9 protein-coding genes and 1 pseudogene are annotated in these 13508 nt (G+C 51.6%); 8 read left to right on the plus strand and 2 right to left on the minus strand.

The window, feature by feature from the left end; genetic code table 11:
• Window positions 1-114 precede the first annotated feature (114 nt).
• Window positions 115-357 (plus strand): annotated as a pseudogene (gene pspG, locus WC1_RS0122590) (envelope stress response protein PspG).
• Between the two features lie 301 nt (window positions 358-658).
• Here the strand turns inward: pspG and WC1_RS22280 are convergent.
• A complete protein-coding gene (locus WC1_RS22280; RefSeq protein ID WP_003841359.1) occupies window positions 659-1642 on the minus strand; it encodes a quinone oxidoreductase in 984 nt (327 codons plus the stop codon).
• A gap of 64 nt (window positions 1643-1706) precedes the next feature.
• On the opposite strand from WC1_RS22280, the gene dnaB reads away from it, so the two are divergent.
• From dnaB to WC1_RS22255, 5 genes are all read left to right on the plus strand, one after another.
• The gene (dnaB, locus tag WC1_RS22275; RefSeq protein ID WP_003826610.1) at window positions 1707-3122 is read left to right on the plus strand and encodes a replicative DNA helicase; all 1416 of its coding nucleotides are present in this window, start codon (window positions 1707-1709) and stop codon (window positions 3120-3122) included.
• Between the two features lie 16 nt (window positions 3123-3138).
• Window positions 3139-4218, plus strand: a complete 1080-nt coding sequence (gene alr / locus WC1_RS22270; protein WP_003844721.1) for an alanine racemase — start codon at window positions 3139-3141, stop codon at window positions 4216-4218.
• A gap of 128 nt (window positions 4219-4346) precedes the next feature.
• Entirely contained in the window at window positions 4347-5540 is a 1194-nt protein-coding gene (tyrB, locus tag WC1_RS22265; protein WP_016149405.1) for an aromatic amino acid transaminase, read from the plus strand.
• Between the two features lie 247 nt (window positions 5541-5787).
• Complete coding sequence (aphA, locus tag WC1_RS22260) at window positions 5788-6501, plus strand: acid phosphatase AphA (RefSeq protein ID WP_016149406.1); 714 nt, start codon at window positions 5788-5790, stop codon at window positions 6499-6501.
• A 127-nt stretch (window positions 6502-6628) separates the two neighbouring features.
• Complete coding sequence (locus WC1_RS22255; protein WP_003031719.1) at window positions 6629-6985, plus strand: MmcQ/YjbR family DNA-binding protein; 357 nt, start codon at window positions 6629-6631, stop codon at window positions 6983-6985.
• 115 nt (window positions 6986-7100) lie between these two features.
• Here WC1_RS22255 and uvrA read toward each other — a convergent pair whose 3' ends face one another.
• A complete protein-coding gene (gene uvrA, locus WC1_RS22250; protein ID WP_003031720.1) occupies window positions 7101-9923 on the minus strand; it encodes an excinuclease ABC subunit UvrA in 2823 nt (940 codons plus the stop codon).
• A gap of 251 nt (window positions 9924-10174) precedes the next feature.
• Here uvrA and ssb1 point away from each other — a divergent pair, with 251 nt between their 5' ends.
• Complete coding sequence (gene ssb1, locus WC1_RS22245; protein WP_003826621.1) at window positions 10175-10699, plus strand: single-stranded DNA-binding protein SSB1; 525 nt, start codon at window positions 10175-10177, stop codon at window positions 10697-10699.
• A gap of 481 nt (window positions 10700-11180) precedes the next feature.
• Complete coding sequence (locus WC1_RS22240) at window positions 11181-13490, plus strand: autotransporter family protein (protein ID WP_016149407.1); 2310 nt, start codon at window positions 11181-11183, stop codon at window positions 13488-13490.
• Window positions 13491-13508: the final 18 nt, after the last annotated feature.

The raw sequence follows: 13508 nt of genomic DNA on the forward strand, positions 1-13508 counted from the left end.
TAATTTCACCACGCCCTGCGCTTTGTCGCGGGGCGTTTTCTTTATAAATCAATACATTATTTTTGGCATGTTTCTTGTAAAGCAATGGAGAGAATTTCATTTCGGGAGAGAGCCATGCTGGAACTACTTTTTGTGATTGGATTTTTTATCATGCTGATGGTCACCGGCGTATCTTTGCTGGGCGTTCTGGCTGCATTGGTCGTAGCCACCGCAGTGATGTTTCTGGGCGGACTATTTGCCTTGATGATTAAACTGTTGCCCTAGCTGCTACTGGCTGTTGCCGTGGTGTGGGTTATCAAGGCGATAAAAGCGCCAAAAGTCCCACAGTATCAGCGCAATAACCGTCGATTTTACTAAGGTATTGAGCGGTGCGTCACAACCTGCAACATTGCCTTTAGAACCAAATAGGAATTGATTATCAAATCTGTCACTATTGCCAGGTTAACGAATTCATCGAGCTGTACCCTACATACAGCCGAACTAAAAAAAGAAAGGGCTTCCCACGGGAAGCCCTAATTCTTTACTTCCCCGTCATAATTCAAACCGCAGGTGTGTTGGCTGCTTTCATTCACCCCAGTCACTTACTCCAGTAAGCTCCTGGGGATTCATTCAATTGCCGCCTTCCTGCAATTTGAATTATTTAGGGGAAGTCGAAGCATTATGGGATTAGCAAACTCGATCCCTGCGTTGCCCGGCTTTCAAGTACTTCATGAGCACGCTGTGCATCGTGCAGTGCGAACGTCTGACCAGGCGCGACATCCACTTTGATTACTCCGCTGGCAATTAGCGAGAATAGCTCATTGCTGGCTTCGGTTAATTCGCGGTGATTGGTGATATACCCCTGGAGTGAAGGACGGGTCACGTACAGCGAACCTTTCTGGTTCAGAATACCTAAGTTCACGCCAGTCACCGGCCCGGAAGCATTACCAAAGCTGACCATTAGTCCCCGGCGCTGTAAACAATCCAGCGAGGCTTCCCAGGTATCTTTCCCCACCGAGTCATACACCACCCGTACTTTTTTTCCGCCGGTTATCTCTTTCACTCGCTCAACTATGCTTTCTTCACGATAGTTAATGACCTGCCATGCGCCGGCCTGCAGCGCAATTTGCGCTTTTTGCGCACTGCCGACGGTACCAATCAGCTTCGCGCCCAATGCTTTTGCCCACTGGCAGGCAATCATCCCGACGCCGCCCGCAGCCGCATGGAACAAAAACGGCTCATCAGGCTGAATTTCATAGGTTTTACGCAGCAGATAAAAAACGGTTAACCCTTTCAGGAATGAGGCTGCGGCTTGTTCAAATGAGATTGCGTTGGGTAGGATGGCGGCTTTATCGGCCGGAACGTTATGCACTGAGCTGTAGGCGCCAAGGGCAGACTGGGCGTACACCACGCGATCGCCAGCTTTAATGTGTGTCACTTTGCTGCCGACTTTGCTGACTACGCCGGCAGCTTCGGTACCCAGGCCGCTGGGCAGAGATGGCGGCGGATAAAGACCACTGCGGATGTAGGTGTCGATATAGTTGATCCCAATAGCTTTGTTCTCGACCTGGATTTCGTTTTCCGCCGGGTCTACGGGTGTAAACTCCACCGCCTTGAGTACATCAGGGCCACCATGCTTGTGAAATTCAATACGTGTTGCCATGCTTCCTCCAAAAGAAATGTGGTAATCTTTCGACCCAATCATTATCTCGGTAACTCCATTCACTATGGCAGGAAATAAACCCTTCAACAAACAACAGACTGATGCTCGTGAGCGCGATCCCCAGGTCGCCGGGCTGAAAGTACCGCCGCACTCGATTGAAGCGGAACAGTCGGTGTTGGGCGGTTTAATGCTGGATAACGAACGCTGGGACGATGTCGCCGAGCGTGTGGTGGCGGAAGATTTTTATACCCGGCCGCACCGGCATATCTTTACGGAAATGCATCGCCTGCAGGAGATGGGGAAACCCATCGATCTGATCACGCTGGCAGAGTCGCTGGAGGTTCAGGGACAACTGGATAGCGTCGGCGGTTTTGCTTACCTGGCTGAGTTATCTAAAAATACGCCAAGTGCGGCGAATATTAGCGCTTATGCGGATATCGTCCGCGAACGTGCCGTTGTTCGTGACATGATTTCGGTTGCGAACGAAATCGCGGAAGCCGGGTTTGATCCGCAAGGCCGTTCCAGTGAAGATCTGTTGGACCTTGCTGAATCCCGTGTCTTTAAAATCGCGGAAAGCCGCGCAAATAAAGACGAAGGGCCGAAAAATATTACTGATGTGCTCGACGCCACCGTCGCGCGTATCGAGCAACTGTTCCAGCAGCCGCACGACGGCGTCACCGGGGTGAACACCGGTTATGACGACCTCAATAAAAAGACGGCGGGTTTGCAGCCGTCAGACTTAATTATCGTCGCCGCGCGTCCGTCGATGGGTAAAACAACATTTGCGATGAACCTCGTCGAAAATGCGGCGATGTTGCAGGATAAGCCGGTTCTTATCTTTAGTCTTGAAATGCCCTCGGAACAGATCATGATGCGTTCCCTGGCCTCGCTCTCACGCGTAGACCAAACCAAAATCCGTACCGGTCAACTGGATGATGAAGACTGGGCACGAATTTCCGGAACAATGGGTATTTTGCTGGAGAAACGAAACATCTATATTGATGACTCCTCCGGCCTGACGCCAACGGAAGTGCGCTCGCGTGCCCGTCGTATCGCCCGTGAACATGGTGGTATCGGACTTATCATGATCGACTACCTGCAGCTGATGCGCGTGCCGTCACTCTCCGACAACCGTACGCTGGAAATTGCAGAAATCTCCCGCTCGCTGAAAGCGTTAGCGAAAGAATTGCATGTGCCGGTGGTGGCGCTGTCGCAGCTTAACCGCTCTCTGGAACAACGCGCCGACAAGCGTCCGGTTAACTCGGATCTGCGTGAATCCGGCTCCATCGAACAGGATGCCGACTTAATCATGTTTATCTACCGTGATGAGGTTTATCACGAAAACAGTGACTTAAAAGGCATCGCCGAAATTATTATTGGTAAGCAGCGTAACGGTCCGATCGGTACGGTGCGCCTGACGTTTAACGGACAGTGGTCCCGCTTCGACAACTATGCCGGTCCTCAATATGATGATGAGTAATTTCTAAGGAATACAAATGCAAGCGGCAACTGTAGTCATTAACCGCCGCGCTCTGCGACACAACCTGCAACGTCTGCGTGAACTGGCCCCTGCCAGTAAACTGGTTGCGGTCGTGAAAGCGAACGCCTACGGCCATGGTCTGTTAGAGACCGCGCGAACGCTCCCCGATGCGGACGCTTTTGGTGTCGCTCGTCTTGAAGAAGCCCTGCGGTTGCGAGCGGGAGGGATCACGCAGCCCATCCTGCTGCTGGAGGGATTTTTTGATGCCTCCGATCTGCCGACTATTTCCGCGCAGCGTCTGCATACAGCCGTCCATAACCAGGAGCAGCTCGAAGCCCTGGAAGCCGCTAATCTGGTTGAACCCGTTACCGTCTGGATGAAGCTCGACACCGGTATGCACCGCCTGGGCGTACGCCCTGAGCAGGCCGAGGCGTTTTATCAGCGCCTAACGCAATGTGAAAATGTGCGCCAGCCGGTCAATATCGTCAGCCATTTTGCGCGCGCAGACGAACCTGAATGTGGTGCGACCGAAAAACAGCTCGATATCTTCAACAGCTTTTGCGAGGGCAAACCTGGGCAGCGTTCGATTGCCGCATCGGGCGGTATTCTGCTGTGGCCACAGTCTCACTTCGACTGGGCGCGTCCGGGACTGATTCTGTATGGTGTGTCGCCACTGGAAAACCACTCTATCGGCGCTGATTTTGGCTGCCAGCCGGTGATGTCGCTGACCTCCAGCCTGATTGCGGTGCGTGAGCACAAAGCGGGCGAGCCGGTTGGTTATGGTGGTACCTGGTTGAGCGAGCGCGACACGCGTCTGGGCGTGGTGGCAATGGGCTATGGTGATGGTTATCCGCGCGCGGCGCCGTCTGGGACGCCGGTACTGGTCAATGGCCGTGAAGTGCCGATCGTCGGTCGCGTTGCGATGGATATGATCTGCGTCGATTTAGGCCCCGAAGCGCAGGATAAAGCCGGCGATTCGGTGATTCTGTGGGGTGAGGGGCTGCCCGTTGAACGCATTGCTGAAATGACGAAAGTAAGTGCTTACGAACTTATTACGCGCCTGACCTCAAGGGTGGCGATGAAGTATATCGATTAGCAGAATGATGTGCTGGACAGGCGGTTACGCCGCCTTCCGGCAATATTACCCTCAACATCCTCTCGATCTTCTCCCGCTTCCGGTTTATTGTGTTCTTAACCCTTGCCTGTAAACCTGGAGAACCACACGTGTTTCAAAAAGTTGACGCCTACGCCGGCGACCCGATTTTATCGCTCATGGAGCGCTTCAAAGAAGATTCACGTAGCGACAAAGTGAACCTCAGCATCGGCCTGTATTACAACGAAGACGGAATTATTCCTCAGCTTAAAGCGGTGGCGGAAGCGGAAGCTCGACTTAATGCCAAACCGCATGGTGCTTCGCTGTATCTGCCGATGGAAGGTCTGAACACGTATCGTCATACTATTGCGCCGCTGCTGTTTGGCGCAGATCATCCGGTTCTCCAGCAGCAGCGCGTCGCAACTATTCAGACGCTGGGCGGCTCCGGTGCGTTAAAGGTTGGCGCAGACTTCCTGAAACGCTATTTCCCTGATTCTGGCGTATGGGTCAGCGATCCGACCTGGGAAAACCATATCGCGATTTTTGAGGGGGCTGGATTCGAAGTAAGCACTTACCCATGGTATGACGACACGACTAACGGCGTGCGTTTCAACGACCTGCTGGCAACGCTGAATACCTTACCGGCGCGCAGCATCGTGCTGCTGCATCCGTGCTGCCATAACCCGACGGGTGCGGATTTAACGCCTGCGCAGTGGGATAGCGTTATTGAGATCCTGAAAGCACGCGATTTGATTCCGTTCCTGGACATTGCTTACCAGGGTTTCGGTGGTGGAATAGAAGACGACGCCTATGCGATTCGCGCCATTGCCAGCGCCGGATTGCCCGCTCTGGTCAGTAACTCATTCTCGAAGATTTTCTCCTTGTACGGCGAGCGTGTCGGCGGACTGTCTGTAGTATGTGAAGATGGTGATACTGCCAGCCGCGTTCTGGGGCAGCTAAAAGCGACGGTGCGTCGTAACTACTCCAGCCCGCCAAACTTTGGTGCGCAGGTAGTTGCCGCGGTACTGGGTGATGACGCGCTGAAAGCCAGCTGGCTGGCAGAAGTCGAAGAGATGCGTACCCGCATTCTGGCGATGCGTCAGGAGCTGGTTAACGTATTGAATGCAGAGATCCCGGGCCGTAACTTTGACTACCTGTTGCAACAGCGCGGTATGTTCAGCTATACCGGGCTTAGCGCAGCCCAGGTTGATCGCCTGCGCGATGAGTTCGGTGTGTACCTGATCGCCAGCGGTCGCATGTGCGTAGCTGGGTTGAATCACGGTAACGTGCAGCGCGTGGCAAAGGCATTTGCCGCCGTCATGTAACCGGCTTTGAATGTTGCCGGATGGCGGCGAAATGCCTTATCCGGCCTACAAAGGTATATAGATTTTCGTTTGGAGGCCTGATAAGCGTCGTGCCATCAGGCACGTTTTCCTGTGTGATCGTGCTCCTTTTCCAGAGCAAAACCAGAGAAAATCCTTCCTTTCCCTCCCCCTAAGGGGTAAGGTCAGATAGTTTTTTGACCAGTTGTTAATAAAAAAATGATAACTAACTGACTACTTAGGGAAAAATATGCGCAAGTTTACGTTGGCACTGAGTGCCGTTTGTTTATTGTTCACGCTAAATCAGCCAGCCCAGGCACTCGTTTCTTCTCCCTCTCAGCTCAATCCAGGCACCAATGTTGCAAAGCTCGCTGAGCAGGCTCCCATTCACTGGGTCTCCGTGGCACAAATTGAAAACAGCCTGACCGGACGTCCGCCGATGGCGGTCGGGTTTGATATTGATGACACAGTCCTCTTTTCCAGCCCAGGCTTCTGGCGCGGTAAAAAAACGTATTCTCCGGACAGTGAGGATTACCTGAAGAATCCGGCCTTCTGGGAGAAAATGAATAACGGCTGGGACGAGTTCAGTATTCCAAAAGAAGTCGCGCGCCAGCTAATTGATATGCACGTGCGTCGTGGTGACAGCATCTTTTTCGTGACCGGGCGTAGCCAGACGAAGACTGAAACGGTGTCGAAAACGTTGTCTGATAACTTTCACATCCCGGCTGGCAATATGAATTCGGTCATTTTTGCCGGCGATAAGCCGGGCCAGAACACCAAAACGCAGTGGTTGCAGGATAAAAATATCCGCATGTTTTACGGTGACTCCGATAATGACATCACTGCCGCTCGCGACGTGGGTATTCGTGGTATTCGCATTTTGCGCGCCTCTAACTCCACTTATAAGCCGCTGCCACAGGCCGGTACGTTTGGTGAAGAGGTGATCGTCAACTCGGAATATTGAGGACACTGGCTGCGGGTTGCTGTTTTTTTAAACAAATTTACATTGCTGGCTTTTACCTTTTGCGGACTTGCTGCACACTGAATAAATGATGTTCTCATTAGGCAATATGCTGGTAAGGGGAATAAAGATGACGAATTCGGAGTTGCTGCAATACTGCATGGCAAAAATGGGCGCGGAGCAGAGCGTTCACAGTGACTGGAAGGCCACGCAAATCAAAGTCGAAGATGTGCTTTTTGCCATGGTAAAAGAGGTGGAAGAACGCCCGGCGGTGTCTCTGAAAACCAGCCCAGAACTGGCAGAGTTGTTGCGCCAGCAGCATAGCGATGTTCGGCCAAGCAGGCATCTCAATAAGGCGCACTGGAGTACGGTGTATCTGGACGGCTCGCTACCGGATTCACAGATTTATTATCTGGTTGACGCCTCTTATCAGCAGGCTGTGAACACGCTGCCTGCTGATAAACGGCGGATACTGACGCAGCCCTGAACGGTCTTGTTAAGCGTAGCGCCATCAGGTACAACCGTTGCCTGATGCGGCGCAAGCGCCTTATCAGGCCTACAAGCTTTACGCCTGTTCTGTGGGCCTGATAAGTGTTGCGTAATTACAACAGTGGTTTGAGGAAACGTGCCGTGTGTGAGGCTTCACACTCAGCGACCGTTTCTGGTGTGCCGGAGACAAGAATTTCGCCGCCGCCGCTGCCACCTTCCGGACCGAGATCGACAATCCAGTCAGCGGTCTTAATCACGTCCAGATTGTGCTCAATCACCACGATGGTGTTGCCCTGATCCCGGAGCTGATGCAGCACGTCCAACAGTTGCTGAATATCCGCAAAATGCAGACCGGTGGTCGGCTCATCGAGAATATACAGCGTTTGCCCGGTACCGCGTTTTGACAGTTCGCGCGCCAGCTTCACGCGCTGCGCCTCGCCGCCCGAGAGTGTGGTAGCGGACTGACCCAGTCGGATGTACGTCAGGCCAACGTCCATTAGTGTTTGCAGCTTACGCGCCAGCGCCGGAACGGCATCGAAGAACTCGCGTGCTTCTTCAATCGTCATATCCAACACTTCGTGGATAGTTTTGCCTTTGTACTTAATTTCCAGCGTTTCGCGGTTATAGCGCTTGCCTTTACATTGATCGCACGGCACGTAGATATCCGGCAGGAAGTGCATTTCGACTTTGATCACGCCGTCGCCCTGACAGGCTTCACAGCGTCCGCCGCGGACGTTAAAGCTGAAACGCCCCGGGGTGTAACCGCGTGCACGTGACTCCGGCACGCCGGCAAACAGTTCGCGCACTGGCGTAAACACGCCGGTGTAGGTTGCCGGGTTAGAACGCGGCGTACGGCCAATCGGGCTTTGGTCAATATCGATGACTTTGTCGAAATGTTCCAGGCCCTGAACGTCGCGATACGGCGCAGGTTCAGCCAGCGTCGCACCGTTCAGCGCCGTCTGCGCAATCGGGAACAGCGTATCGTTAATCAGTGTCGATTTACCCGAACCGGAAACACCGGTAATGCAGGTAAATAAACCTACCGGCAGCGTCAGGGTGACATCTTTCAGGTTGTTGCCGCGTGCGCCGGTGAGCTTCAGCACTTTCTCTGGGTCAGCCGCCACGCGCTGTTTAGGCACTTCAATCTTGCGCTTACCGCTCATGTACTGGCCGGTCAGCGACTCAGGCACTGCCATGATGTCGTCGAGCGTCCCTTCGGCGACGACCTGACCACCGTGAACACCCGCGCCGGGGCCGATATCGATAACGTGGTCAGCGGCGCGAATCGCATCTTCATCGTGCTCGACTACAATGACGGTATTACCCAGATTACGCAGGTGGATAAGCGTACCCAGCAGGCGCTCGTTATCGCGCTGATGCAAACCGATAGACGGTTCATCCAGCACGTACATTACACCGACCAGACCCGCGCCGATCTGGCTTGCCAAACGAATACGCTGGGCCTCACCGCCGGATAGCGTTTCCGCCGACCGCGATAGCGTCAGGTAGTTGAGGCCGACGTTGACCAGAAACTTCAGACGATCGCCAATCTCTTTAAGAATTTTCTCAGCAATCTTCGCCCGCTGACCCGCAAGCTTCAGATTGTTGAAGAAATCCATTGCATGACCGATGCTCATGTCGGAAATCGCGGGCAGCGGCGTATTTTCAACAAATACGTGGCGGGCCTCGCGACGTAAACGCGTCCCTTCACAGCTGGCGCACGGTCGGTTACTGATGAATTTGGCTAATTCTTCACGTACCGCACTGGATTCCGTCTCTTTATAACGGCGCTCCATATTGTGCAGCACACCTTCAAACGGGTGACGACGTACGGACGTATCGCCGCGATCGTTCATGTATTTGAATTCGATATTTTCTTTACCCGAACCGTACAGCACCACTTTATGCACGGTAGGGCTCAGGCTGGCCCATGGGGCTTCAACGTCGAATTTATAGTGTTCAGCCAGAGACTTAAGCATCTGGAAATAATAGAAGTTACGGCGATCCCAACCACGAATAGCACCACCGGCCAGCGACAGTTCCGGGTTTTGAATCACCCGGTCAGGATCGAAATACTGCTGCACGCCGAGACCGTCACAGGTTGGACACGCGCCCGCAGGGTTGTTAAACGAGAACAGGCGGGGTTCCAGTTCGCGCATGCTATAGCCGCAGATAGGGCAGGCGAAGTTGGCGGAGAACAGAAGCTCTTCCGCTTTCGGGTCGTCCATATCGGCCACCACCGCCGTACCACCGGACAGTTCCAGCGCGGTTTCAAAGGATTCAGCCAGTCGCTGAGTGAGGTCGTCGCGTACCTTAAAGCGGTCAATCACCACTTCAATAGTGTGTTTCTTTTGCAGCTCAAGCTTGGGCGGATCGGAAAGGTCACACACTTCGCCGTCGATACGGGCGCGGATATAGCCCTGGCCCGCCAGGTTTTCCAGCGTTTTGGTGTGCTCGCCTTTACGCTCCTTAATTACCGGTGCCAGCAGCATCAGACGTTTGCCTTCCGGCTGGGACAGGACGTTGTCCACCATCTGGCTAACGGTCTGCGCTGCCAGGGGAACGTCGTGATCCGGACAGCGCGGCTCGCCAACGCGGGCAAACAGCAGACGCAGATAGTCGTGAATTTCGGTAATTGTACCTACCGTGGATCGCGGGTTATGGGACGTCGATTTTTGTTCAATTGAGATGGCAGGAGAGAGCCCCTCAATGTGGTCGACGTCCGGTTTTTCCATCAGCGACAGAAATTGACGCGCGTACGCGGAAAGGGATTCAACGTAACGACGCTGCCCTTCGGCATATAAGGTGTCGAAAGCGAGCGAAGATTTGCCTGAGCCCGAAAGCCCGGTGACGACAATCAGCTTGTCGCGCGGGATGACGAGGTTGATGTTTTTGAGATTATGGGTGCGGGCGCCCCGAACTTCGATCTTATCCATTCATCTTTCCCGGATTAAACGCTTTTTTGCCTGGCTGCATGGTGCTACCGGCGATCACAAACGGTTAATTATGACACAACCTGACCTGAATGGATATACAGTATTGGAATGCAAAACGCATGTTCCTGTGCAACAATGTCTGGCGGGGGTTGTTTACTGGAATCAACTTCGCAACGTAGTAAAAGCGCTATTGGAAATGCTACAATCCCGCGCTTACACTTATTCAGTAACGTTTTTCAGGAGACACGATCATGGCCAGCAGAGGCGTAAACAAGGTGATTCTCGTCGGTAATCTGGGCCAGGACCCGGAAGTACGCTATATGCCGAATGGTGGCGCAGTTGCCAACATTACGCTGGCTACTTCCGAATCCTGGCGTGATAAAGCGACCGGTGAAATGAAAGAGCAGACTGAATGGCACCGCGTTGTGCTGTTTGGCAAACTGGCGGAAGTGGCCAGTGAATATCTGCGTAAAGGTTCCCAGGTCTATATCGAAGGTCAGCTGCGTACCCGCAAATGGACCGATCAGTCCGGCGTAGAAAAGTACACCACTGAAGTTGTTGTTAACGTTGGCGGCACCATGCAAATGCTGGGCGGTCGTCAGGGCGGTGGTGCTCCGGCAGGTGGTGGCCAGCAGCAGGGTGGTTGGGGTCAGCCTCAGCAGCCGCAGGGCGGCAATCAGTTCAGCGGCGGTGCGCAGTCTCGTCCGCAGCAGTCCGCTCCGGCAGCGCCGTCTAACGAACCGCCGATGGATTTCGACGACGATATTCCGTTCTAAGATAGCTGAACGCATTAACGTTCTAATGTAAAAAAACCCCGTTGCGACGGGGTTTTTTTACATCTCTTATTCAGAATTAATTATTCGGTATTTTCTGGTTTATCATCGCAGCTTTATTATTCATTTAATACGAACTGATTTACGCTAATATTCGATAATATTTATTGATTGTTACAGGGAATGAAAATCAATGTAGGTATTACCGAATGATAACATTAAAAATGACGATAATAACTAATGGATTTATATTGCACTTTTGATTTTTTCAGTTTGAGATAGTTTTTGGAGAGCAATATTAAATTAATTTAAAGAAAAAAATGTAATTTGCTGTGTGGTAAATATTGACAAATTAATGCATGGCTTTAAATAATGCTTTTAGCTTATCAATTCTTCATTAATGAAAATATATTTATTATTGGCTGCTTTTTATTGGTGGGGTGTTAATAAGTGCGTTGGTAAACTATTTGTTATGGAGCTTACTATGTATCACAGGAAGATAAACCCGAAAGCAATAATACCTTTTACACTATCATTTACCGCAGCGCAGTTGGTTTGCGCCGGATTTGCGAGTGCAAAAAACTATGAACTAAATTATATAGATGTTAATGGTGGTCAGGAAGGGATCATCATTCAGGATACGATTGCAGATGATAAAAGCTATGATATCACGGTAAATATTGATAACCCTGTGCGAGGTGAAGGTAATGGCCTTGAGGTGAAGATTGGCAGTATCACCAAAGCCCAGGCGGGAGATTATCAAATTGGCAATTACAACGTGAATATTAGCGGAACTACGCAACAGGAACACCGCGCCGGTCTGGCCTTTTTTGGCTTATCCGCCGAAGGTCAGGACACCAACGTCACCGTCGATAACTTTAGCCTGAAAAACACTTTCTTAATTGGCTCTAAGTATACACATAACAATACTGCGTTGTATGCGGGAAGCGGTGCGGATATCACTGTAAACGGTAATGTGTACATTCGTTCAGAGGTTGAACACAGCAACGAGGGGAAAGACGCCACGCTGGCAAATAATGGAGTCTATGCGCGCGGTGCAGGTTCAACTATTACAGCTAACGGTGGCGATGTTTACATTAATACATACGCCAGTAATTTCAAAGAACTGCTGGAGAACAATAGTGGTTATCCTGATGGCTCATCAAAAAGTGATGCAGTTAGTGCTAAAGATGGTGGTGTCGTAAATATTAATCAGTCAGGTGAGCACAAGGTTAATTTGTTAGGAAATATCGACTTCGGCGATAAAATATATGCTAATACCAGCCAGATGAATATTACTCTCAATGGTGCAGAGTCATTCTGGCATGGGCATGAAGCGAACTTCCTGGAAACTGCCAGCGGTAAATGGGCGGGAGATTTGAATCTGACGCTGATGAATAATGCTTACTGGATCCCGGATGGCAAAGACGCTCAGATCAGCGCCATTACCTTGCAAGACGGCGGGACGATAAACCTGCATGGTTTTAACCTGCATACCAATCAGAGTATCAACGAAACCGTGAAGATTCACGATCTGAAAGGCAACAACGGTATTTTCCTGATTGATGTAAATACAAATAAAACCGATGAGCAGCGGCGTAATGGGAGCGACTTTATCGAGGTCGTTAAGAGTAGCACGGGGGGAACTCATGCCATTGAGGCGTTAAATATTAATAAGCTCAGCAATCTGCAAGAAGATATCTGGGTTGCCGATGCCGCCAGCAATGTGACGTTCGCAGCGTACGATAAAATCGATATCACTAACGAGTATGTATACGACTATAAACCGCTACTGCGTTCTGATATTCGGGAAGGCGATCCGGTAAGCCAGTATGGCACAAACTGGTATATCACGGGGGTTTCAACGAAAGCCAGTGCGGGTAGCAACACCGCAATTGCCAATGCTGGGTTAAACTACGCGGCGGCCACCGCCCGTCTCGAAATCGACAGCCTGAATAAGCGTTTAGGGGAATTACGCCAGAACCAACAGCAAAATGGTCTGTGGATACGCTATAAAGGCGGCGAAATGGAAAGCGATAATGGCAGCTACTTCAAAAACCTGTACAGCTTCTGGCAACTTGGTTATGACAATAAAGAAGAAGGTGAACAATCAGTCTGGACGCGAGGCATTGCGGCGCATTACATGAGAGGTAACGCTGACTTTACTTATGGCACGGGTGATAACAAGAGCTACGGTGGTTCACTTTATGCTGCATGGAACCGTCCGGAGAAACAGGACTACCTGGATCTGGTGCTGAAATATAGCCGCCATGAGAGTGATTTTAACTACCGAAATGTGTACGGCAATATGGGGGTGGCGGATAGCAGTACGTGGTCAATTAGCGCCAGCGCAGAATACGGTCGTGAGTTTAGTCTGGGAGAATCCTCTTTCATCGAACCGCAAGCGCAGCTCGTGTATACCCGGTTGGATGAGGCTCGTTATACCACCAGCAGCGGACTACGGGTTCGTCAGAATGATATCGATAGCGTGATCGGTCGTGTCGGATTGCGAGGAGGTTATCGATTTGAAGAACGCCCGGACAGCGACATTTATGTGAAGCTGGATCTGCTGCATGAGTTTGCCGGCGATCGTGATGTCACTGTGTGGGGTAAAGACGCGTCCATGACGGTTCGCGAGGGAGGAAGTGACTCGTGGATTAACTACGGTATTGGTACCAATATCCACCTCACTCAGAACAATAACTCCCGACTGTATGTTGACCTGGAAAGATCGGCTGGAGGCGACATTGATATGAACTGGCAGGTGAACGCAGGGTTCCGTATGGAGTGGTAAACGGTTACCGGAACGTCA

The organism is Citrobacter sp. KTE30 (assembly GCF_000398825.1).
Taxonomy (GTDB): domain Bacteria; phylum Pseudomonadota; class Gammaproteobacteria; order Enterobacterales; family Enterobacteriaceae; genus Citrobacter; species Citrobacter freundii.

Coding starts and splice junctions, on each gene's coding strand:
- WC1_RS22280 (WP_003841359.1), bottom strand. CDS start 1,642: ATGGCAACACGTATTGAATTTCACAAGCATGGTGGCCCTGATGTACTC.
- dnaB (WP_003826610.1), top strand. CDS start 1,707: ATGGCAGGAAATAAACCCTTCAACAAACAACAGACTGATGCTCGTGAG.
- alr (WP_003844721.1), top strand. CDS start 3,139: ATGCAAGCGGCAACTGTAGTCATTAACCGCCGCGCTCTGCGACACAAC.
- aphA (WP_016149406.1), top strand. CDS start 5,788: ATGCGCAAGTTTACGTTGGCACTGAGTGCCGTTTGTTTATTGTTCACG.
- WC1_RS22255 (WP_003031719.1), top strand. CDS start 6,629: ATGACGAATTCGGAGTTGCTGCAATACTGCATGGCAAAAATGGGCGCG.
- uvrA (WP_003031720.1), bottom strand. CDS start 9,923: ATGGATAAGATCGAAGTTCGGGGCGCCCGCACCCATAATCTCAAAAAC.
- ssb1 (WP_003826621.1), top strand. CDS start 10,175: ATGGCCAGCAGAGGCGTAAACAAGGTGATTCTCGTCGGTAATCTGGGC.
- WC1_RS22240 (WP_016149407.1), top strand. CDS start 11,181: ATGTATCACAGGAAGATAAACCCGAAAGCAATAATACCTTTTACACTA.